Origin of the sequence: Mesorhizobium sp. M0047 (assembly GCF_040323315.1) — a bacterium.
In the GTDB taxonomy this organism is placed as follows: domain Bacteria; phylum Pseudomonadota; class Alphaproteobacteria; order Rhizobiales; family Rhizobiaceae; genus Mesorhizobium.
This window is the reverse complement of record NZ_JAMYUW010000067.1, coordinates 1-20,931: the sequence shown is the minus strand read 5'-3', so window position 1 is coordinate 20,931 and position 20,931 is coordinate 1. Positions and strand designations below refer to the sequence as shown.

General features: G+C 62.4%; 21 protein-coding genes. 4 read left to right on the top strand and 17 right to left on the bottom strand.

Going from position 1 to position 20,931, the window contains the following annotated elements; all coding sequences use genetic code 11:
• Window positions 1-117: 117 nt before the first annotated feature.
• From NKJ89_RS34055 to NKJ89_RS34045, 3 genes are read right to left on the bottom strand one after another with little or no spacing between them, the layout of a single operon-like run.
• Complete coding sequence (locus NKJ89_RS34055) at window positions 118-834, bottom strand: Bax inhibitor-1/YccA family protein (RefSeq protein WP_352608821.1); 717 nt, start codon at window positions 832-834, stop codon at window positions 118-120.
• 41 nt (window positions 835-875) lie between these two features.
• Entirely contained in the window at window positions 876-1,649 is a 774-nt protein-coding gene (locus tag NKJ89_RS34050) for an anti-sigma factor family protein (protein ID WP_352608820.1), read from the bottom strand.
• Window positions 1,646-2,164 (bottom strand): sigma-70 family RNA polymerase sigma factor, encoded by a 519-nt coding sequence (locus NKJ89_RS34045; RefSeq protein ID WP_352608819.1) that lies wholly within the window; start codon window positions 2,162-2,164, stop codon window positions 1,646-1,648. Before NKJ89_RS34045 ends, NKJ89_RS34050 begins: the two co-directional genes overlap by 4 nt.
• Window positions 2,165-2,350: 186 nt before the next feature.
• On the opposite strand from NKJ89_RS34045, the gene NKJ89_RS34040 reads away from it, so the two are divergent.
• Together NKJ89_RS34040 and mazG are read left to right on the top strand one after the other, a co-directional pair.
• Entirely contained in the window at window positions 2,351-3,535 is a 1,185-nt protein-coding gene (locus tag NKJ89_RS34040; RefSeq protein ID WP_352608818.1) for an amino acid aminotransferase, read from the top strand.
• Window positions 3,536-3,670: 135 nt separating this feature from the next.
• Window positions 3,671-4,495: a nucleoside triphosphate pyrophosphohydrolase gene (gene mazG, locus NKJ89_RS34035; protein ID WP_352608817.1), complete on the top strand. Its 825-nt coding sequence runs from the start codon at window positions 3,671-3,673 to the stop codon at window positions 4,493-4,495.
• Between the two features lie 6 nt (window positions 4,496-4,501).
• Here the strand turns inward: mazG and hflX are convergent, their stop codons facing one another.
• From hflX to dusB, 8 genes are all read right to left on the bottom strand, one after another.
• Window positions 4,502-5,893 (bottom strand): GTPase HflX, encoded by a 1,392-nt coding sequence (hflX, locus tag NKJ89_RS34030; protein WP_352608816.1) that lies wholly within the window; start codon window positions 5,891-5,893, stop codon window positions 4,502-4,504.
• The gene (gene hfq / locus NKJ89_RS34025; RefSeq protein WP_006202172.1) at window positions 5,894-6,139 is read right to left on the bottom strand and encodes an RNA chaperone Hfq; all 246 of its coding nucleotides are present in this window, start codon (window positions 6,137-6,139) and stop codon (window positions 5,894-5,896) included.
• A gap of 145 nt (window positions 6,140-6,284) precedes the next feature.
• Window positions 6,285-7,148: a D-amino-acid transaminase gene (locus NKJ89_RS34020; RefSeq protein ID WP_023757915.1), complete on the bottom strand. Its 864-nt coding sequence runs from the start codon at window positions 7,146-7,148 to the stop codon at window positions 6,285-6,287.
• Between the two features lie 98 nt (window positions 7,149-7,246).
• Window positions 7,247-8,608 (bottom strand): nitrogen assimilation response regulator NtrX, encoded by a 1,362-nt coding sequence (gene ntrX, locus NKJ89_RS34015; protein WP_352608815.1) that lies wholly within the window; start codon window positions 8,606-8,608, stop codon window positions 7,247-7,249.
• The gene (locus tag NKJ89_RS34010) at window positions 8,598-10,883 is read right to left on the bottom strand and encodes a sensor histidine kinase NtrY-like (protein ID WP_502898167.1); all 2,286 of its coding nucleotides are present in this window, start codon (window positions 10,881-10,883) and stop codon (window positions 8,598-8,600) included. Before NKJ89_RS34010 ends, ntrX begins: the two co-directional genes overlap by 11 nt.
• Window positions 10,884-11,011: 128 nt before the next feature.
• A complete protein-coding gene (gene ntrC, locus NKJ89_RS34005; protein ID WP_023757916.1) occupies window positions 11,012-12,472 on the bottom strand; it encodes a nitrogen regulation protein NR(I) in 1,461 nt (486 codons plus the stop codon).
• Window positions 12,469-13,611, bottom strand: coding sequence for a two-component system sensor histidine kinase NtrB (locus NKJ89_RS34000; protein WP_023757917.1), 1,143 nt, complete (start codon window positions 13,609-13,611; stop codon window positions 12,469-12,471). The genes ntrC and NKJ89_RS34000 overlap by 4 nt, the downstream gene beginning before the upstream one ends.
• Window positions 13,608-14,639 carry a tRNA dihydrouridine synthase DusB gene (gene dusB / locus NKJ89_RS33995; protein ID WP_352608813.1) on the bottom strand — a complete coding sequence of 344 codons (1,032 nt, stop codon included), beginning with the start codon at window positions 14,637-14,639 and terminating at the stop codon, window positions 13,608-13,610. Before dusB ends, NKJ89_RS34000 begins: the two co-directional genes overlap by 4 nt.
• A gap of 245 nt (window positions 14,640-14,884) precedes the next feature.
• On the opposite strand from dusB, the gene NKJ89_RS33990 reads away from it, so the two are divergent.
• Together NKJ89_RS33990 and NKJ89_RS33985 are read left to right on the top strand one after the other, a co-directional pair.
• On the top strand, window positions 14,885-16,114 hold the full coding sequence (locus NKJ89_RS33990; protein ID WP_352608812.1) for a bifunctional 2-C-methyl-D-erythritol 4-phosphate cytidylyltransferase/2-C-methyl-D-erythritol 2,4-cyclodiphosphate synthase: 1,230 nt from the start codon (window positions 14,885-14,887) through the stop codon (window positions 16,112-16,114).
• Window positions 16,111-16,614: a CinA family protein gene (locus NKJ89_RS33985; protein WP_352608811.1), complete on the top strand. Its 504-nt coding sequence runs from the start codon at window positions 16,111-16,113 to the stop codon at window positions 16,612-16,614. The genes NKJ89_RS33990 and NKJ89_RS33985 overlap by 4 nt, the downstream gene beginning before the upstream one ends.
• On the opposite strand, the gene NKJ89_RS33980 is transcribed toward NKJ89_RS33985, so the two are convergent.
• From NKJ89_RS33980 to NKJ89_RS33955, 6 genes are all read right to left on the bottom strand, one after another.
• Entirely contained in the window at window positions 16,590-17,051 is a 462-nt protein-coding gene (locus NKJ89_RS33980) for a type II toxin-antitoxin system RatA family toxin (protein WP_352608810.1), read from the bottom strand. The genes NKJ89_RS33985 and NKJ89_RS33980 overlap by 25 nt on opposite strands.
• Window positions 17,052-17,169: 118 nt before the next feature.
• Window positions 17,170-18,135 (bottom strand): lipoyl synthase, encoded by a 966-nt coding sequence (lipA, locus tag NKJ89_RS33975; protein ID WP_023757922.1) that lies wholly within the window; start codon window positions 18,133-18,135, stop codon window positions 17,170-17,172.
• Between the two features lie 138 nt (window positions 18,136-18,273).
• Complete coding sequence (locus NKJ89_RS33970; protein ID WP_023757923.1) at window positions 18,274-18,531, bottom strand: GlsB/YeaQ/YmgE family stress response membrane protein; 258 nt, start codon at window positions 18,529-18,531, stop codon at window positions 18,274-18,276.
• Between the two features lie 99 nt (window positions 18,532-18,630).
• Window positions 18,631-20,094: a dihydrolipoyl dehydrogenase gene (lpdA, locus tag NKJ89_RS33965; RefSeq protein WP_352608809.1), complete on the bottom strand. Its 1,464-nt coding sequence runs from the start codon at window positions 20,092-20,094 to the stop codon at window positions 18,631-18,633.
• Window positions 20,095-20,110: 16 nt separating this feature from the next.
• The gene (locus NKJ89_RS33960; RefSeq protein WP_352608808.1) at window positions 20,111-20,746 is read right to left on the bottom strand and encodes an SGNH/GDSL hydrolase family protein; all 636 of its coding nucleotides are present in this window, start codon (window positions 20,744-20,746) and stop codon (window positions 20,111-20,113) included.
• Window positions 20,747-20,839: 93 nt separating this feature from the next.
• A partial coding sequence (locus tag NKJ89_RS33955; RefSeq protein WP_164895867.1) for a 2-oxo acid dehydrogenase subunit E2 occupies window positions 20,840-20,931 on the bottom strand: 92 nt, incomplete at its 5' end.

The window sequence follows — 20,931 nt, the reverse complement described above, 5'->3', positions numbered from 1 at the left end:
TTTGAGCAACATACCGCTGGTTTTGTAATTATTCGCCGGCCCCCGGATGGTAATTTCAGCACCCCGCACGCGGGGCCTGCCCTTTCTGGTTGAGCGGGCTGGCCCGCTGGAACGGCGTTACTCGCGCTCGCCGGTGAAATTCAACAGCAGCTGGAATATGTTGATGAAATTCAGATAGAGCGACAAGGCGCCGAAGACGGCCAGCTTCTGGCGCGATTCGCCGTCGAAATTCTCGGCATACTGCTCCTTGATCGTCTGGGTGTCCCAGGCGGTCAGGCCGATGAACACGGCGATGCCGATAACCGAGATGGCGAACTGCAGCGCGGTCGAGCCGAGGAAAATGTTGACGATGCTGGCAATCACCACGCCGATCAGGCCCATGATCAGGAACGACGAGAACTGGGTGAGGTCGCGCCTGGTCGTGTAGCCGTAGAGGCTGGTGGCGCCGAACATGGTGGCGGCGATGAAAAAAGTGCGCGCGATGCTGGTTCCGGTGAAGACCAGGAATACCGAGGCGAGCGACAGGCCCATGACCCCGCAGAAGGCCCAGAACATCGCCTGGGCGCTGGCCGCCGACATTGTCTGCATCTTGAACGAGAACAGCAAGACGAAGGCGAGCGGCGCCAGCATCACCACCCATTTCAGCGGGCTGGAGAAGATCGGCACATAGAGCGCCGGCGTCGACGAGATCATCAAGGCAACGAGGCCGGTGACCACCAGGCCGACGCCCATGTAGTTGTAGACGCGCAGCATATGCTGACGCAGCCCCTCGTCAAAAATGGCTCTGGTTTGGGCGCCGGTGCCGACGCGGTATCCCAGGTTGGGCGTGTTCATTTGCATTCTCCTTTCTAGATCGGTCGGTAAGGGTGGATCGATCAGTAAAGCGTGTTGGCGAGCGTCTCGGCGGCGCGATCGAGGTCGTGGACCTCGCTTCGTCCGACCACCGCATAGGCGACCTCGCCGATCTGGAAGTAGGCCGACGAAATGTCGCCCAAGGGCGCGATGGTCGGCTTGACGACGTCGAAGGTTCCAGGCCTGATCGCGAATAGCGACACCAGCCCCATGTCTTTCGTCTCGACCGCCATCTCGACGCTCGGCCCAAAGCGCGACGGGTAGATCTGCACGTCGCGGACTTTCCAGTCCGTTGGCAGCGACGGCATGACGATGGCGGTCGCGGCACGGATCTCGCCGGCGTCGTAATCGGGCGCTTCCGGCTGCGACGGCATGCTTTCGCGCACCAGCGTCGTTCTATGGGCCCGCACCGCCTCATCGACATAGGCAGGCGGCTGTGGCGAGGCGACGACCTTGGTCACCGACATCGGCCCGATGATGCCATTCGCCAGCCAGCCGGCGGCGGCGAAGACGGCAACCACCGCCGCGCGCTGCAACACACCGAAGATGCGGCCGCGGGCAAGCCCCCTCTCCAGCCGCCGCGCGGCATCGGCGGTCGCTGGTCGCGCCATGCCCTTGGGGCCGGCAAGCGCCACGCGCAGTTCATCGCGGGTGCGGAGATCGGACATCACGCGCGCCGCTGCTTCCGGCCGGGCCGACAGAAATGCCTCGACCTCGATTCGGCGGGTGACGTCGATCTGGTCGTCGACATAGGCGTCGAGGTCGATATCGGTCACGGGATCGACAGCTGCTGTCACGACGGGCCTCCAACGATCCTAAGGTGGTTCTTCGTCTTCGCGGGCGCCGCCTCCATCTCGCGCAATGCGGCGCGCGCCCTGCCGATGCGTGACATCAACGTTCCCAGCGGCACGCTGCTGGCATCGGCGGCCTGCTGGTAGGACAGCCCCTCGATGGCGACAAGATGCAGCGCTGAGCGCTGTTCTTCCGGCAGGCTGAAAAAGGCTTCGCGCACTTGAGCCAGGCGCACCGAATGTTCCTGCGGCGCCGGCGTGCTGCCATCGACAAGATATCCGGCCTGTTGGAGGCGCGTGGCTTCCGACCCGCGCGATCGCATTCTGTCGATGAAAGTGTTGTGGACGATCGACAGCAGCCAAGCGCGCAGGTTTCCACCGGAGCGGAAGGTGCCGCGCCGCTCATAGGCACGCACCAGCGCGTCGTGGACGAGATCCTCGGCATCCGTGCTGTCGCGCGTCAGCGAGCGCGCGTAACGGCGTAGCGAACCGAGCTGTCCTAAGACGTCAAAGCGTGGCATCGACGGTTTCATGTCCTGTTTACGGAGCATGTGGGGAATTTAATCCCTGCCCCGCCAATTTTTTACCGGGTTGGCTTGAGGACATCGTTCGCCCCAGAAAGCTTGTGCAGCCTGAAGCGGCGGGAAAAGCGCTGGCGAAACGCAACCGATTTGCGTATCAATCCGCCGGCCATTGGAGCCGTATCGATGTTTGAAGCCCTGCAGCCCGCCCCCGCCGACAAGATCCTGGCCCTGATCGGCCTTTATCGCGCCGACCCGCGGCCCGACAAGGTCGACCTCGGTGTCGGCGTCTACAAGGATCGCGACGGCAAGACGCCGGTCATGCGGGCGGTGCGCGAAGCCGAAAAGCGGCTGCTGCAGGGGCAGGACACCAAGACCTATCTCGGCCTTGCCGGCGATATCGGTTTCAACACGGTAATGGCCAAGCTCGCCTTCGGCCCCGGCGCCGACATGACGCGCATCCGCGCGGCACAGGCGCCCGGCGGCTCCGGCGCGCTGCGGCTGGCGGCGGAATTGCTCAAGCGGACACGCTCGGACGCGACCATCTGGCTGTCGGACCCGACCTGGCCGAACCACATGCCGGTGATGCGTGCTGCCGGCCTGCAGATCCGTGAATACCCCTATTTCGATGCCGCCTCGGGCACAGTGCGCTTCGACGACATGCTGGCGGCGTTGCGAACGGCAAGAAAGGGTGACGTGGTGTTGCTGCACGGCTGCTGCCACAACCCGACCGGCGCCAATCTGGACGCGGCACAGTGGGCGGCCGTAACCGAGCTGGTCGTCGAGTGCGAGTTGCTGCCATTTGTCGACATCGCCTATCAGGGCTTTGGCGATGGCCTCGAGGCCGATGCCCTCGGTTTGCGCCTGCTGGCCACGAAAGTTCCCGAAATGGTCGTCGCCTCGAGCTGCTCGAAGAATTTTGCCGTCTACCGCGACCGTGTCGGCGCGGCGATGATCCTGGCCAGGGACGGCGCCCAGGCCGATGTGGCGATGAGCCAGATGCTGTCGGCGGCGCGCGCCATGTATTCGATGCCACCGGACCACGGTGCTGCCGCCGTGCGCATCGTGCTCGAAGACGCCGCCTTGCGTGCGGACTGGGAGGCCGAACTCGAAGAGATGCGCCTGCGCATGCTGAGACTCCGTGTCCAGTTCGCCGAGGCACTGCGGCGTCAGTCCAATTCCGACCGTTTCGATTTCGTCGCCAATCATCGCGGCATGTTCTCCCGCCTTGGCCTCACGGAAGCGCAGGTCGAACGACTGCGTTCCGAGCACGGCATCTACATGGTCGGCGACAGCCGCATCAATGTTGCCGGCCTGCCCGAGGATGGAATGGACGAACTCGCCAAGGCGATCGTCTCTGTCCTCGACTGAGGCGGCTCACTTGTGGACAAGGTTCCCGCGCCGGCTGACAGCGTTGGCCGCGCGGCCGGCCGCGGGACAGCATTCGATAGACTGACGCAATTCCGGACAGAAAACCGTTTCACACTTTTCCTGGAATAGCTCTAGATGACGCCATCGAAAGACATTTCGCGCCTGATCGAGATCATGGCGGCGCTGCGAGCCCCAAAGACCGGGTGTCCCTGGGACATCGAACAGGATTTCTCGACTATCGCCCCCTATACGATCGAGGAGGCCTATGAGGTGGCGGACGCCATCGCGCGCGGCGACCTCGATGACCTGCGCGACGAACTCGGCGACCTCCTGCTTCAGGTCGTCTACCACGCGCAAATGGCTGAAGAGGCGGGTGAATTCGCCTTCGGCGATGTGGTCAAGGCAATCACCACCAAGATGATCCGCCGCCACCCGCACGTCTTCGGGGACGAAAAGGCCCGCAGCGCCGGCATGGCGAAGGGCATGTGGGAAAAGATCAAGGCCGAGGAGAAGGCCGAGAAACGACAAGCCCGCCTCGCCCGCGGCCTCGACCCGGAAGATAACGGCAAGGGGTTTCTGGACAGCGTGCCGGTCGCCTTGCCCGCGCTGACGCGGGCACTGAAACTTCAGGAGAAGGCCGCCCGCGTCGGCTTCGACTGGAGCGAGGCAGCCCCCATCCTCGACAAGATCGAGGAAGAGATCGGCGAATTGCGCGAGGCGCTGGCCAAGGGCGAAACGGCCTCGATCAAGGACGAGTTCGGCGACATGCTGTTTGCCGTCGTCAATCTCGGTCGCCACTTGAAGGTCGATTCCGAAGCGGCGCTGAGCGGCACCAACGAAAAATTCCGCTCGCGCTTCCATTATGTCGAACAGGCCCTTGAGAAATCCGGTAGCACGCTGGAGAAGGCGACCTTGCCCGAAATGGAAGCGCTCTGGCAGGAAGCAAAAACCGCGAAGTAGGTTCCCTTACCCGTTATTTTTGCGACGCAATTTGCTTTCGATCTCTTCGCGGGCGCTTTGCGTGGCCCTGAGCGAGATGGTGGCGCTGCCATCATCATTGTCGCTTCGCGAAACGATATCGCCATTGCGATAGAGCCAGTCGACAAGGCCGAACTGCGCCGGCTCGATCGTTACCGTCAGGTCTTCGAGCTCGCCCGCCATCCGCGTTTCGATGATCGCCTTCAGCGAGTCGATACCCTCGCCGGTCACCGCCGAAATGGCGATCGGCGGGGCTTTGCTGGCGTCGGCGCTGTCGGCAAGCAGCCGGCTGCGGTTGCCCTCGTCAAGCAGGTCGATCTTGTTCCAGACCTCGATGATCCGCTTGGCATCACCGGCGTCGACGCCGAGGTCGGCGAGGATGCGCTCGACATCCTCGGCCTGGGCCGCCGTGTCCGGATCGGAAATGTCGCGCAGATGGATGACGAGATCGGCCTCGACGACCTCTTCCAGGGTGGCACGGAAAGCCGCGATCAGATGCGTTGGCAGGTCCGAAATAAAGCCGACCGTGTCCGAAAGAATGATCGGCGTGCCGTGCGGCAGGCGCACACGCCGAAGCGTTGGATCGAGCGTCGCGAACAGCATGTCCTGCGCCAGCACGTCTGCTCCGGTCAGCCGATTGAACAGCGTCGACTTCCCGGCGTTGGTATAGCCGACGATCGCCACCACCGGGAACGGCACCTTCTTGCGCTTGGCGCGGTGGAGGTCGCGCGTGCGGCGCACCGTTTCCAGCTCCTGCTTCAGCTTGATGATCTTTTCCTGCAGCTGCCGCCGGTCGGATTCGATCTGCGTTTCGCCGGGGCCGCCGAGGAAGCCGGCGCCGCCGCGCTGACGTTCGAGGTGGGTCCAGCTGCGTACAAGGCGACCCTTCTGGTAGTTGAGATGGGCGAGCTCGACCTGCAGCGTGCCTTCCTTGGTGCGCGCGCGCTCGCCGAATATCTCGAGGATCAGCCCGGTCCGATCCAGCACCTTGGCGTTCAACTCTTTCTCCAGATTGCGCTGCTGCACCGGAGTCAGCGGATGGTCGACGACGACCACTTCCGCATGTCCCTCTTTGACGATTTCTGCGAATTCGGCGACCTTGCCGCTGCCGAGCAACGTCGCGGGGCGCGGATCGTTGACGGTCACCACCGCGGTATGGATCAGATCAAGGTCGATGGCGCGGGCAAGGCCTACGGCCTCGTCGTGGCGAGCGTCGGCCGAACGCATCAGCCGTGGACGGTTGGTCTCGTCCTCGTTGCGCTGGTGGCGGGTAAGGACGGGCACAATGACAACGGCCCGGGTCGGGCCCTCGGCTTCCGTCCCTGGATGATGCGCTGGTTTTCCGCGAACGGTATCGTCCGCGTCTTTCTCACGTGCCAATCAGGCGCCCTGGCTTTCCTCGCCATCGAACATTTGAACCGGCTGGCTCGGCATGATCGTGGAAATGGCGTGCTTGTAGACGAGCTGGGAGTGACCATCACGGCGCAATAGGACACAGAAATTGTCGAACGAAGTGACCACGCCGGTCAGCTTCACGCCGTTGATGAGGAAGATGGTGAGCGGATTCTTGCTCTTGCGAACTGAATTCAGGAACAGGTCCTGAAGGTTTTGCGATCGTTCCGCCATTGTTCTTGTCTTTCGCCGATCCCCTTCGGTTTGCAAGCCAATGCGCCAAATTAACAGGCGCATGTCAAGCTCACAAACACCGTCTTGTCGTCAGCAACGACAAGCAGAACGAGATAAATTGATGTTCATTCCACCTGTGCGGTTATCAGGCTGGACTTTTTTCCGCAATGTCAAAAAAGGCTTGTCGCAACGAAAGTGTTATCGAGCCGGGGTGCCCATTGGCGATTGTATCGCCGTCGATGGCCACAACCGGCATGGCGATTGTCGTTGCGGAGCTGATGAACGCCTCGCGTGCCGCCTTGGCCTCGGCGACAGAAAAGCCGCGCTCCTCTATCTTCACGCCGAGCTTGGCCGCCACTTCAAACATGGTCGTGCGGGTGATGCCGCGCAGGATGCCATGCTCGGCCGGCCTGGTAACCAGGACGCCATCCCGGGTGACGATCCAGGCATTGGACGAGCCGCCTTCCTTGACGTTGCCGTCGGTGTCGACGAACCACGCTTCCTGGGCGCCGGCTTCCTTGGCCTTCTGCTTGGCCAATACATTGGGCAGCAACCCGACGCTCTTGATGTCGACGCGGTCCCAACGGTTCTCCGGCACTGTGATGACCGCAATGCCGGTTTCAGCGCGTTTTGCACCAGAGGCGGGATCGGCCTTCCTAGCGGTGACCACCAGGGACGGCTTGGTGTCGGCGGACGGGAAGACAAAGTCGCGGCTGGCAACGCCGCGCGTCACCTGGACGTAGACCAGGCCGTTGGCGACATGGTTGCGGTTGACCACCTCGCGCAGGATCAGCGGCAGCACGTGAGAGGTGACCGGCCAGGCGATCGACAATTCGGTCAGGGAGCGGTTCAGCCGGGCCAGATGGCGCGGCATGTCGACGATGAAGCCGCGCGCCACCTCGCAGACCTCATAGACGCCGTCGGCGAACTGATAACCGCGGTCCTCGATATGCACGGCAGCATCCGCGTGAGTGACGTAGCGGCCGTTGACATAGGCAATGCGCGGCATTGGCAACCCCTCAGGAATTCTCGGGCTTTCTTATGCGATTCCGCCGCCGCCGTAACCGGCAAATGGTTGGCCCAGGCGCGGCTGGCCGGACGTCGCGTTCAGACGCCCAGCGACTTCAGCTTGCGGTGCAGGGCGGAGCGCTCCATGCCGATGAACTCGGCGGTTTTCGAGATGTTGCCGCCGAACCGGTTGATCTGGGCGATCAGATAGTCCTTCTCGAACTGTTCACGCGCCTCGCGCAGCGGCAGCGCCATGATGTGCTGGTCGGATTGATTCGGCGTGCGCGGCATGACATCGCCGATCTCGGCCGGCAACAGGTCCGCGGTGATCGGTGCATCGATGTTGTCGCCGCGCGCCAGGATCATGAGGCGCTCGACATTGTTGCGCAGCTGGCGGACGTTGCCAGGCCAGTTATGCGCTTGAAGCACCGCCAGCGCGTCATCGCCAATACGGCGCGGCTTGATGCCGGCCTGGCGCGCGATCTGCTTCATGAAATTGTCGACGAGATAGGGAATATCCTCGCGCCGCTCGGACAGTCCCGGCACCATGACCGGAACCACCGCCAGGCGGTGATAGAGATCTTCGCGGAAACGCCCGTCGGCTATCATCGCTTCGAGATTCTGCGAGGTCGAGGAGATGATGCGAACATCGACCTTGACGCGCTTGGTGCCCCCTACCCGCTCGAACTGCTGCTCCACCAGCACGCGCAGGATCTTGTTCTGCGTCTCGCGCGGCATGTCGGCGACTTCATCGATGTAGAGGATGCCGCGATGGGCTTCCTCGAGCGCGCCGACCTTGCGCTCGACGCCGTTCGATTCGGTGCCGAACAGCTCGATCTCCATGCGCTCGGGCGTGATGTTGGCGGCGCTCAGCGTTACGAAAGGTGCGCCCTTACGCGCCGACAGCGTGTGGATGGCGCGCGCGGCTAGTTCCTTGCCCGAGCCTGACGGGCCGATGATCATCACGCGGCTGTTGGTCGGGGCAACGCGCTCTATAGTCTGGCGCAGTTGGCTCATCGCCGACGACATGCCGATCAGATCGAAGGTTTCGCCACTGCGCAGCTTGAGGTCGGAAACCTCTCGCCGCAGTTTCGAGGTCTCGAGCGCACGCTCGGCAATCAGGATCAGCCTGTCGGCCTTGAATGGTTTTTCGATGAAATCATAGGCACCGCGGCGGATGGCGGAGACCGCCGTTTCGATGTTGCCGTGGCCTGAGATCATCACCACCGGCAAGGTCGGGTGCATCGTCTTGATCTCGTCGAGCAGTGCCAGCCCGTCCAAGCGCGAGCCCTGCAGCCAGATGTCGAGGAAAATCAGCCGCGGCGCCCGATCGGCGATCGCCGCCAGCGCGCTGTCGGCATCGAATGCGGTGCGGGTTTCGTGACCTTCGTCGCTCAGGATGCCCGCGACGAGTTCACGGATGTCTTCCTCGTCATCGACGATGAGAATATCAGACGCCATTACCGACCTTTTCAGTTTCTCGTTCGTTTTCAGTCCTGCTATCGCCGCGCGGAGACGCGGCAGCCGCAGGCGGCAGGATGATGCTGATCATCGCGCCGCGTCCGTCGTGGAAATCTGGGGGCGCATCGTGAAGTTCCAGCCTGCCACCATGGTCCTCCACGATCTTCTTGACGATAGCGAGGCCAAGCCCGGTGCCTTTCTCGCGCGTCGTCGTATAGGGCTCGAGCAACCGCTGGCGATTTTCGCGCGGCAGGCCTTTGCCATTGTCGATGACGTCGATGCGAATCGCGCCATTCTGGCGCCCGGCTTGAATCCGGATTATGCCGTGCGAACCATCCGTCTGTTCCAATCCGTCGATCGCCTCGGCGGCGTTCTTGATCACATTGCCGAAAGCCTGCGCCATCAGACGGCTGTCGAAGGTGCCCTTGAGCGGCTCGGTGCCGAATACCCGCTCGAAAGTGATGTCGGCGCGGCTGACCTCGACCAGGAACGAGGCCTCGCGCAACGATTCGCGCAGGTCGATAGCCTTCATCTCGGGCTTTGGCATGCGGGCGAAAGCCGAGAATTCGTCGACCATACGGCCGATATCCTCAACCTGACGGATGATCGTGTCGGTGCACTGGTCGAAAACCTCGCGGTCCTCGGTAATCACCTTGCCGTAGCGGCGCTTGATGCGCTCGGCCGAGAGCTGGATCGGCGTCAGCGGATTCTTGATCTCGTGTGCGATGCGCCGTGCCACATCGGCCCAGGCGGAGGAACGCTGCGCCTGAACCAGGTCGGTGATGTCGTCGACCGTCACGACATAGGATTTTTCCTCCGAGCCGTCGTCGCCGGCTTCGATGGTGATCTGCACGTTGAAGGTCCGTTCGGCGCCGGCGCGGTAGAAGGTCACCTGCTCGCGGTAGACAGGCTTGCCGGACTTGCGGCCGATCTCGAAGACGCGGCCGACATGCGGCAGCACGGAGGACAGGTTCTGCCCAAGGGCGGCGCTGGCTGAAATGGCCAGCATCGCCTCGGCCGAGCGGTTGACGATGGTGACGATGCCATAGGGATCGACGCCAATGACGCCAGCGGTGACGCCGGCAAGCACCGCTTCCGAGAAGCGGCGGCGCTCGTCGATCAGGTCCTTTGCGGACAGGATCTCGTTGCGCTGCGATTTCAATTCGAGCAGCATCTTGTTGAACGTATCGCCGAGCGAGGCGACATCGCCATCCGATGGCCTGACCGGAACCGCGACATCGAGATTGCCGGTCGCCACCTCGTCGGCGGCTCCGATAAGCTGGCGAATGGGGCGCACCAGACGGTCGGCGACAGCGATACCGGTCCAGATGGCGGACAGGATGATGATCAACGTCAGCGACAGATAGGGCAGCGCAAAGGCCACCTGCGAGGTGCGGCGGTTGTCTTCCAGCCCACGATATTCGTCGGTGTTGGACCTGACGATCTGCCGCGCCTTGATCACTTCCGGATCGACGAGACGAATGGTGTAGAGATAGAGCCCTTCGATCTCGCGCAGCTTGACGATGGCGCCCATGATGTTGCGCGTTTTCGGTTCGATCAGCACCGGTTTGCCGTCGGAAGCGCTGGCCACGGCGCCTTCCGGCGGCTCGGGCATGGCGAAATCCGTATCGGTCTTGGCGCTCATGACGAACGAGCCGTCGGGCTTGATCAGCGCCGCATGGGCCAGCGACCGGCCCACTGCTTCCTTGTTCATCAGATCGAGAAAACCCGTGCGATCGAGACCGTAGAGCGAGCGCGACGAGTCGAGATCATAGGCCATCGACAGCGTCGTCCCCTGCAGGTTGCGGGCATTCTCCTGGACATAGGCGTCGGCGATCGACAGCGACGAATTGACGATCGTCTTGGTGCGGATCTCGAACCAGCGGTCGAGGCCGATATCGAGCGTGATCGATGCGATGATGGCAACCATGATGGCGGGAATGGCGGCGACCAGAGCAAACATGGCGACGATGCGCACATGCAGCCGCGAGGCGGCCTTGCCATGCCGGCGCGCCATCAGGATGCGGTGGACTTCACGCCCAACCAGCGCAATGAGGAACAGGACGAAAGCGGCGTTGAGGGCAATCAGCGCCAGCGTCGTCGATTCGTTCGGCGTGATCGGCGTGGCGCCGACGAGGATGGTGAACGAGATCGCCGCCGTCACCAGCGCGCCGACGACCGCGACGACGCCGGGCAATGCCAGCAGCCGGCGACCGTCACGCGTGCCGGGTTCGCTGAACAGCTGTTGTTTTTTTTTCGGTGCCTGCGAAGCCATGTCGCCGTCTAGAGCCATGATTGCGTCGGATGTATGCAACGCATTGTGGCGATTATGCAACAAGTGTGACCGAGACGGAAATCTTTCGCGAGCCGGTCCCCTGAAAAGAGAGCGGGGCTCGGATGGGCTCAGCCCTGCCGCGACGATTTGTAGACGTTGACGCCGAGCTCGCGGATCTTCTTGCGCAGCGTGTTGCGGTTCAAGCCCAGCAATTCGGCGGCCTTGATCTGATTGCCGCGGGTGGCCGTCATAGAGGCCAGGACCAGCGGGTACTCGACCTCGGCCAGAATGCGCTGGTAGAGGCCGGCGGGTGGCAAATCGCCGGCAAAGGAGGCGAAATAGCGCTGCAGGAAATGCTCGGCCGCCTGGCCGATCGACAGGTCGTCGGGAATGAGGTTGCCGCCGCCCGGTACCACCGGACGTTCGCCGGTCTTGAGCTCGGCCTCAATGATCTCAGCGGAAATCTCGTCCTGCGAATAGAGCGCGGCGAGCCTGCGAACGAGGTTTTCCAGTTCGCGCACATTGCCAGGCCAGGGATAGCGCTTCATCAGTTCGATGCCGCCCGAGGAGATGCGCTTGGTCTGCAGACCTTCCATCTCGCCGAGCTTGAAGAAGTGGCGGACAAGATCCGGCACATCCTCGGAGCGCTCGCGCAGCGCCGGCAACCGGAGCGGCACAACGTTGAGGCGATAGAAGAGATCCTCGCGGAAGAGCCCCTGGTTGATCAGCGTGCGCAGATCCTTGTTGGTGGCGGCAACGATGCGCACGTCGGTCTTGATCGGTGTGCGTCCGCCAACCGTCGTGTATTCGCCCTGCTGCAGGACGCGCAGCAGGCGCGTCTGTGCTTCCATCGGCATGTCGCCGATCTCGTCGAGAAACAGCGTGCCGCCTTCGGCCTGCTCGAAGCGACCGGTGGAGCGGTTCTGCGCGCCGGTGAAGGCGCCCTTCTCGTGACCGAACAGTTCCGATTCGATCAGATCGCGCGGGATCGCCGCCATGTTGATGGCAACGAATGGGCCGCCGCGACGGCGGCCATATTCATGCAGCGCGCGCGCCACCAGTTCCTTGCCGGTACCGGACTCGCCCGAAATCATCACCGTCAGGTCGGTCTGCATCATGCGCGCCAGCATGCGGTAGATGTCCTGCATGGCGGCCGAGCGGCCGACCAGCGGCATGGCGTCTGGCTGTTCTTCCGGCCGCGCATCGATCTTCGGCCGCCGCGGCTCGGAAAGCGCCCGGTTGACGATGTTGAGCAGTTCGGTCAGGTCGAACGGCTTCGGCAGATATTCATAGGCGCCGGTTTCGGATGCGCGGATCGCCGTCATGAAGGTGTTCTGGGCGCTCATGACGATAACCGGCAGTTCCGGCCGCGCCTTCTTGATGCGCGGCAACATGTCGAACGCGTTTTCGTCCGGCATCACCACATCGGTGATGACCAGATCGCCTTCGCCAGCCGCCACCCAGCGCCATAATGTCGAGGCGTTGGAGGTGACGCGCACCTCGTGACCGACGCGTGAAAGCGCCTGGTTGAGGACGGTGCGGATCGCCGCATCGTCGTCGGCGACGAGAATATTGCCGCGAACGGTCATTTGCGGTCTCCTTCACCGTCTTCATCGGCGCCGTATGACGTTTCTTTCCAAGCTGGCATCAGGATGCGGAATGTGGTCCCGCGCGGCGTCGATTCGCATTCGATGATGCCGCCATGCTCGCCGACGATCTTGGCGACCAGCGCCAGCCCCAACCCCGAGCCGTTCGGCTTGGTGGTGATGAACGGGTCGAACAGGATCGGCAAAATATCTTCCGAGACGCCGGAGCCATTGTCGCGCACGCAGAATTCCAGCGGCAGCGATACGCGGTCCTGCGTGCCCGGAACGGAAACGCGGATGCCCGGCCGGAAGGCGGTCGACAGCACGATCTCGCCCTGAGGATCGCTGCCGATCGCCTCAGCAGCATTCTTGACCAGGTTGAGGAACACCTGGATGAGTTGGTCACGGTTGGCAAACACCGGAGGCAATGAAGGATCGTAATCCTCCATTATCTTGATTCTCTTGGCAAAACCGTTCTTGGCAATTGCCTTCACATGATCGAGCACGACATGGATGTTGACGGGATAGCGATCGATCGGCCGCTCATCGGAAAACACTTCCATGCGATCGACCAGCGACACGATGCGGTCGGTCTCGTCGGTGATCAGCCGCGTGAGCGCGCGATCCTCGTCGGAAGCCGACAGTTCGAGCAACTGGGCAGCGCCGCGGATGCCGGAAAGCGGGTTCTTGATCTCATGGGCAAGCATCGCCGCCAGGCCGGTGACCGAGCGGGCCGCGCCGCGATGCGTCATCTGCCGGTCGATCTTGTCGGCCATCGACCGTTCCTGGAACATCACCACGACGGAGCCAGGATATTCCGACACCGGCGCGACGTAGAGATCGACGACCTTCTCGATTCCGAGGCGCGGCGACGACACGTCGACCCGGTACTCGTTGACGGGAGCCCGGCGCTCGCGCACCTGATCGACCAGCGTCAGCAGCGGGCTGCCGAATGGAATGAGTTTAGACAGTGTGTTGCGCGCCAGCATGGTTGCGCTGGAGCGAAAGAAGTCTTCCGCGTCGGCGTTGGCGAAGGTGATGAACCCTTCCTCGCTGATCATGATCACCGGGCGACGGATGGTGTTGAGCACGATCTGGGCGGCATCCGCCATTTCAGCGCTTTGGGCAGCGGCGGCATTCATGCGGCGCTCCGCAGGTTCAGGGGTTGCGGATCGCGCGAAAACACATCGCGCAGCAAGGCAATGACGCGCGCGGGCTCCAATGCGGTCAAAATAGCTTTTCGGCTGTCGTCGTCAGCGACACCGTTGGCATGACGATCAAGATACCATCCAAGATGCTTGCGCGCCTGGCGCAGGCCGCTCTCGAGGCCATAGAGCGCCAGCATGTCCTCGTAATGGGAGACGATGTAAGCGGCCAAAGCTTGCCGATTGTCGGGCATGCCGGGCACAGTCTCGTTCCGTGCGGCCGCAGCAATGCCGCCTGCGATCCAGGGCGCGCCATAGTGCGCGCGGCCAACCATGACGGCGTCAGCGCCGGATTGATCGAGAATGTCGGCAGCTTCCGCCGGGGAGCAGACATCGCCATTGGCAACGACAGGAATGGACACGGCTTCCTTGACGCGGGCGATGGCGCGCCAATCGGCCTTGCCTTGATAGAATTGGCAGCGCGTGCGGCCATGCACGGTCACCATCTTGACGCCGGCCTGTTCGGCGCGACGCGCCAGCATCGGCGCGTTGAGCGCGCCTTCGTCCCAGCCGAGCCGCATCTTTACCGTCACCGGCACGTCGACCGCGCCCACAACGGCGTCGATCAGCGACAGCGCATGGTCGAGATCCAACATCAATGCCGAGCCGGCATAACCGCCGGTGACCTTCTTGGCCGGGCAGCCCATGTTGATGTCGATGATGTCGGCGCCCTCACCGGCAGCGATTCTCGCACCTTCGGCCATGTGCGCCGCCTCGCGGCCGGCAAGCTGGACCATATGGACCGGCAGGCCGGAGTGGCGTATGCGCAGGTTGAAACCGGCCCTGCTCTTGGCCAACTCGCCGCTGGCCACCATTTCGGACACGACCAGGCCGGCGCCATGCGCGTGGGCGCGTTGCCGGAACGGCTCGTCTGATATCCCCGACATTGGCGCGAGAAACACGCGATTGCGGATTCTCACGCCGCCAACGTCAAGCGACGCTGCCAATTTGGTCAAGTTAACCATGCACAAAAACCAAGCATGTTCATTCGTTGCACATTCTCTAGCCAGAACTACAGCAAAGTGCAACGCGGAATGACGCCACATTAAGGCGCAATTGGGAAAATGCCGGGCTTCGGCTTTGGCTGGCGACCAAGGCGCCGTGCGTCCCTCAGCACGGGCAATGGCACGCTTGGGAACTTCATACTTAGCGCGCCATCTTTCCTAAAACCGATTACACTTTTCGGGATCGTGCGCTAGGACCAGTCGGCATGACTGACGCAAGTGAAAATCGCGTTTCAAGTGAGGATGGCAAGGTCGCCGTGGTGATCGTTGCGGCCGGCCGCGGCGCGCGCGCCGGACAGGCCAATGGGCCGAAGCAATATCAACATATTGGCGGCTATGCCGTCATCGCACACACGCTGGAAATTTTTCTGTCCCACCCGCGAACCAGCGAGGTCGTCGTCGCCATCCATGCCGACGATCACGAGTTGTTCCGGGAGGCGGCGGGTGCCAACGCCGAACGGGTCATCCTCGTCATGGGCGGGGCGACAAGGCAGGCATCGGTCCGGCTGGGGCTGCTTGCGCTGAGAAGCCACGCGCCGGGGCGGGTCCTGATCCACGATGCCGTCCGTCCATTCGTCGACGCGGACCTGATCGATCGCACGATCGCTGCCATTGGCGAGCGCGAGGGGGCGTTGCCTGCCCTGCCCGTTGCCGACACGCTGAAGCGTGAGTCGGCCTCTGGCGTGGTTGGCGAAACCGTTTCCCGCAGCGGACTTCACACGGCGCAAACGCCGCAGGGCTTTCCATTCTGGCCGATACTTGCTGCGCACGAGAAAGCCCATCATCTGCGAAAAATGGATTTCACCGACGACGCCGCGATCGCCGAATGGGCGAATATTCCGGTCAATATCGTTCCAGGCTCCCCTGATAACGTCAAACTCACCTGGGCAAGGGATATTGCGATGGCGGACCAGCGGCTCTCCGGCGAACGCGTGCGCTTTCCCGACATCCGTACCGGCAATGGTTACGACGTGCATGCGTTCGAACCCGGCGACCATGTCACTCTGTGCGGCGTCGCCATTGCGCACGACAAGAAATTGTCCGGCCATTCCGACGCCGATGTCGGCCTGCACGCGTTGACCGATGCGCTGCTGGCGACCTGCGGCGCCGGCGACATCGGCACGCATTTTCCGCCGACCGACCCGCAGTGGAAAGGCGCTGCGTCCCGGATATTCGTCGAGCACGCGGCAAGGCTGGTGCGCGAGCGCGGCGGACGCATCGCCAATGCCGATATCACGCTGATCTGCGAGGCGCCGCGTGTCGGTCCGCATCGTGATGCGATGACCGCAGCCCTGTCGCAGATGCTGGCAATTTCACCGGACCGCATCTCGATCAAGGCGACAACCAACGAGAAGCTCGGCTTTGTCGGGCGCGAGGAAGGCATAGCGGCGATCGCAACCGCCAGCGTGGTGTTTCCCGGCGAGGTGCCGGAATGAGCAGCAGCGAGCTGGCAAATGCCTTGCTGCAAGCCTGCCAAAAGCGCGGCATAATGCTGGCAACGGCGGAAAGCTGCACCGGCGGCATGATCATCGCCGCGTTGACCAACATCGCCGGCTCCTCCGCCGTCGTCGAGCGCGGCTTCATCACCTATTCCAACGAAGCCAAGATCGACATGCTCGGCGTCTCCGCCACCACGCTTGAGACGTACGGCGCGGTTTCGCGCGAGACGGCGATTGAAATGGCGAAAGGCGCGCTAGCCCGTTCGCGCGCCGGGCTTGCTCTGGCGGTCACCGGCATTGCCGGGCCTGGCGGCGGTTCCACGGAAAAACCGGTCGGCCTGGTCTGGTTCTGTGTCGGGCTGGGCGGTCAGGCCGTGACCGTCGAACGCAAGATATTTGCCGACAAAGGTCGCGATTTCATCCGCCGCGAAACGGTCCGGCACGCGTTGGAGCTGGGTCTGCGCGCGCTTGGTCAGGCCGAGGGTGCTACACCGTAAATGACGTCGGCACGCTTCTCGAAAGCTTCGGAGAACATGCGGAAGGCGCGGTCGAACATCGTGCCCATAACCGCGCCCAGAATGCGGCTCTTGAACTCGTAGTCGATGAAGAAGCGGACCGTGCAGCCGGCGCCGCCGTCGGGCTCGAAACGCCAGATATTGGTCAGATATTTGAACGGGCCGTCTATGTATTTCACGTCGATGGTGTTCTCGTCGGGCTTCAACAGCACCTGCGTCGTGAAGGTTTCGCGGATCGCCTTGTAGCCGATGGTCATGTCGGCGAGGAGAACCGTGCGCCCGTCGCGCTCCTTGCGCGAGCGAACGGTCAGCGCCTCGCAAAGCGGCAGGAATTGCGGATAGGATTCTACGTCGGCGACCAGCGCGAACATCTGGTCCGGCGTGTGGGATACGCGGCGGGTGGCTTCAAACTTCGGCATGAAACCGGCTCTAAAGCGTGTCGCGGCGACGCAGATTCATGCGACGCGCTTTAGATACTTTGTTCTTATGCATGTGCATGTCGTTCTCCCAAAACGAGGTCACTTTGGGCGACATGCACTAAAGCGATTTCCTGAGAGCCGCTTCCCGGGCGGCGCGCAGCCGGGCGAAATCGTCGCCGGCATGATGCGACGAGCGCGTCAGCGGGCTTGACGCCACCAGCAGGAAACCCTTGGTCCGGCCGATCGTCTCGAACGATTTGAACTCCTCCGGCGTGACGAAGCGGATCACCGGATGATGCTTCTTCGACGGCTGCAGATACTGGCCAATGGTCATGAAGTCGACATTGGCCGAACGCAGATCGTCCATCAGTTGCAGGATTTCGTTCCGCTCCTCGCCGAGACCCACCATGATGCCGGACTTGGTGAAGATCGACGGGTCGAGTTCCTTGACCCGCTGCAACAGCCTGATCGAATGGAAGTAGCGGGCGCCCGGACGAACCGTCAGGTAGTTCGACGGCACGGTTTCGAGATTGTGGTTGAAGACGTCGGGCTTGGCCGCCACGACGATCTCCAGCGCGCCATCCTTGCGCAGGAAGTCGGGCGTCAGGATTTCGATCGTCGTCGACGGCGTCGCGGCCCTGATGGCGCGGATGACCTCGGCGAAATGCCGCGCACCGCCATCGGCGAGATCGTCACGGTCGACCGAGGTGATCACGACATGCGTCAGCCCCATCTGCTTGACGGCGTGCGCGACGCGGGCCGGCTCATCGGGATCGAGTGCTGTCGGAATTCCGGTGGCGACGTTGCAGAAGGCACAGGCGCGCGTGCAGATCTCGCCCATGATCATGAAGGTGGCGTGCTTCTTCTCCCAGCACTCGCCGATGTTGGGGCAGCCGGCTTCTTCGCAGACTGTCACCAGCTTGTTCGACTTCACGATTTCGCGCGTTTCGGCATAGCCCTTCGACATCGGCGCCTTGACGCGGATCCAGTCCGGCTTGCGCAGCACGTCCTGGTCCGGCTTGTGCGCCTTTTCCGGATGCCGCAAGCGCGGAGCGTTGGCAATCGTATCGAGGACAGTGACCATCGGGAAACCTGGTTCGTTCGCGATCGCCTGTCAGGCGCTCGCTGTCATGACGTCATCTAAGACTTTTCAGCCCAAAGAAAAAGGCCGCGGCGGTGCATGCCGCAACAGCCTTTTTCGCATAGCAGATATTCAGCGGTGTTAACGGCGGACCAGGCGCCCTGCCCAGATCAGCAGGCAGGCACCGATAAAGCCGGTGATCAGGTAGGCAGTCCAGCCGACGCCGAACGGACCGAGATTGAGTGCCTGCAGAATGGCGTTCAGTACGATCGCGCCGACGATGCCCAAAATAATGTTCATGAAGATGCCGGTGTTGCTCTTCATGACCATCTCGGCAAACCAACCCGCCAGTCCGCCGATGATGATGGCTGCGATCCAGCCCACGCCATTCACGTCCATATGTCCTCTCCTTGCACGAGTGAAAATGCATCCGGAAACGAACTGCTTTGCCGTCGAGATCCCGCAGCTTGAGCGATTGAGTCTCGTGCAGCCAATCTATCATGCGTTCAGCACGCGACCATAGGCGTCGAGCACGCTTTCCTTCATCATTTCCGACAGCGTCGGGTGGGGGAAGATGGTGTGCATCAACTCTTCTTCGGTCGTTTCGAGGTTCATCGCCACGACAAAGCCCTGGATCAGCTCGGTCACTTCGGCGCCGACCATATGCGCACCAAGCAACTGACCGGTCTTCTTGTCGAAAATGGTCTTGATGAAGCCCTGGTCCTCGCCGAGCGCGATGGCCTTGCCATTGGCGGCGAACTGAAAGCGCCCAACCCGGATGTCCTTGCCCTCTGCCTTGGCCTTCGCTTCCGTCAGGCCGACGGAGGCGACCTGCGGATTGCAATAGGTGCAGCCTGGAATCTTGAGCTTGTCGGTGGCATGCACGCCAGGGAAATTGGCTATCTTTTCAACGCACACCACGCCCTCGTGCTCGGCCTTGTGAGCAAGCATCGGCGGGCCAGCGACATCGCCGATGGCGTAGATGCCGGGCACATTGGTGTTGCCGTAACCATCGATGACGATGCAGCCGCGCTCGGTCTTTACGCCGAGCGCCTCAAGGCCGAGATTCTCGATGTTCCCCTGCACTCCGACCGCCGAGATCATGCGGTCGGCGGTGATCTTCTCGACCTTGCCGTCCTTCATCTCGACATGGGCGGTGACCGAGTTGGCGCCCTTCTCGACCTTGGTCACCTTGGCTTCTAGGATGATCTTCATGCCTTGCTTCTCGAACTGCTTTTGCGCGAATTTCGAGACTTCGGCGTCCTCGACCGGCATCACTGCAGGCAACAGTTCGACGACTGTCACATCGGCACCCATGGTGCGGTAGAACGAGGCGAATTCAATGCCGATGGCGCCGGAGCCCATGACCAGCAGCGACTTCGGCATCTCCTTCGGCACCATGGCCTCAAAATAGGTCCAGATCAGCTTGCCGTCGGGCTCGATGCCGGGCAGCGCACGTGGCCGGGCGCCGGTGGCCAGGATGATGTGCTTGGCGCCATAGGTGCCCTCAGCCTTGACGCCCTTCGGCACCGGCGGCTGCGGCTCCATCGGCTTCTTGGCCGTCTTGGATACGACGATCTCACCCAATTTATCGCCGGAAGGAGCCTTGGACAGCTTGGCCTCGCCCCAGATGACGTCGACCTTGTTCTTCTTCATCAGGAAGGCAACGCCGCCATTGAGCCGCAGCGAGACTTTTCTCGATCGGTCGACCACGGCCGACGTGTCGACGCTGACCTTGCCGTCAAGTTTCAGACCATAGTCCTTGAAATGATCCGAATAATGCATGATCTCGGCCGAGCGCAGCAGCGCCTTGGTCGGTATGCAGCCCCAATTGAGGCAGATGCCGCCGAGATGCTCGCGCTCGATGATCGCCGTCTTGAAACCGAGCTGGGCGGAACGCACCGCCGTGACATAGCCGCCGGGGCCGGAGCCGATAATAATGACGTCGTAATTCTCAGCCACGGATTTTCTCCTTGATTCACAGTTCCAGCATGACGCGCACGAGTGGCGTCAGCGCCTTGCCGATATTCCGCGTGTTTTCTGCGTCCAGGTGGACGCCGTCGAGCGGGGTGGTTTGCGCCACGGTGCCAGCGTCGAAGAAGCCGCAACCAGCCTCATCGGCAAGGGCAGCGTAGAGCGGCGCCAGCCGGGTCGAAGCGTCGTCACCGCCGGCAAACATTTCCTTGAATTCGGCATTGTCGGTGCGGCTGACCACAGGCGGCGAAACGATCAGAATCTGCGGCGCCGGCCAGTCGAACGGATAGTCGTGGCCGCGCACGATGTCGATCAGCCGCTGGATGCCTTGCTTGGCCGCTACCGGGTTGCCATGGATCCATGGTTTCATGTCGTTGGCGCCGAGCATGAAGACGATGAGATCAATCGGCGCATGCGTTGTCAGAACCGTTGGCAGCAGCCTGGCGCCGTTGCGATCGGCACCGGCCAGATGATCGTCGAAAGCCGTGGTGCGGCCATTGAGCCCTTCGGCAACGACTTCGGCGGCACCGCCGAGCCCCGCCTGCAGCACGCTTGGCCAGCGGTCTTCAAGCGGGTGGCGGCCACCTTCGGCGTTGTAGCCCCAGGTCAGCGAGTCGCCGTAGCAAAGAACCGTCTTCATGCGCCCACCTGTGCGTTAATCAAACCGCGTCTCAACCCCCAGCGCACGAACAGCCAATCATGAGGCGAAAAGGCCGTGAAGACCTCTCCCTTCCTAGACAAGCATGCCCATCGGGTTCTCGATCAATCGCTTGAACGCGACCAGCAATTCGGCACCCAGCGCACCGTCGACGGCACGATGGTCGG

Coding starts and splice junctions, on each gene's coding strand:
- NKJ89_RS34055 (WP_352608821.1), bottom strand. CDS start 834: ATGAACACGCCCAACCTGGGATACCGCGTCGGCACCGGCGCCCAAACC.
- NKJ89_RS34045 (WP_352608819.1), bottom strand. CDS start 2,164: ATGCCACGCTTTGACGTCTTAGGACAGCTCGGTTCGCTACGCCGTTAC.
- NKJ89_RS34040 (WP_352608818.1), top strand. CDS start 2,351: ATGTTTGAAGCCCTGCAGCCCGCCCCCGCCGACAAGATCCTGGCCCTG.
- mazG (WP_352608817.1), top strand. CDS start 3,671: ATGACGCCATCGAAAGACATTTCGCGCCTGATCGAGATCATGGCGGCG.
- hfq (WP_006202172.1), bottom strand. CDS start 6,139: ATGGCGGAACGATCGCAAAACCTTCAGGACCTGTTCCTGAATTCAGTT.
- NKJ89_RS34020 (WP_023757915.1), bottom strand. CDS start 7,148: ATGCCGCGCATTGCCTATGTCAACGGCCGCTACGTCACTCACGCGGAT.
- ntrX (WP_352608815.1), bottom strand. CDS start 8,608: ATGGCGTCTGATATTCTCATCGTCGATGACGAGGAAGACATCCGTGAA.
- NKJ89_RS34010 (WP_502898167.1), bottom strand. CDS start 10,883: ATGGCTTCGCAGGCACCGAAAAAAAAACAACAGCTGTTCAGCGAACCC.
- ntrC (WP_023757916.1), bottom strand. CDS start 12,472: ATGACCGTTCGCGGCAATATTCTCGTCGCCGACGACGATGCGGCGATC.
- NKJ89_RS34000 (WP_023757917.1), bottom strand. CDS start 13,611: ATGAATGCCGCCGCTGCCCAAAGCGCTGAAATGGCGGATGCCGCCCAG.
- dusB (WP_352608813.1), bottom strand. CDS start 14,639: ATGGTTAACTTGACCAAATTGGCAGCGTCGCTTGACGTTGGCGGCGTG.
- NKJ89_RS33990 (WP_352608812.1), top strand. CDS start 14,885: ATGACTGACGCAAGTGAAAATCGCGTTTCAAGTGAGGATGGCAAGGTC.
- NKJ89_RS33985 (WP_352608811.1), top strand. CDS start 16,111: ATGAGCAGCAGCGAGCTGGCAAATGCCTTGCTGCAAGCCTGCCAAAAG.
- NKJ89_RS33980 (WP_352608810.1), bottom strand. CDS start 17,051: ATGCCGAAGTTTGAAGCCACCCGCCGCGTATCCCACACGCCGGACCAG.
- lipA (WP_023757922.1), bottom strand. CDS start 18,135: ATGGTCACTGTCCTCGATACGATTGCCAACGCTCCGCGCTTGCGGCAT.
- NKJ89_RS33970 (WP_023757923.1), bottom strand. CDS start 18,531: ATGGACGTGAATGGCGTGGGCTGGATCGCAGCCATCATCATCGGCGGA.
- NKJ89_RS33960 (WP_352608808.1), bottom strand. CDS start 20,746: ATGAAGACGGTTCTTTGCTACGGCGACTCGCTGACCTGGGGCTACAAC.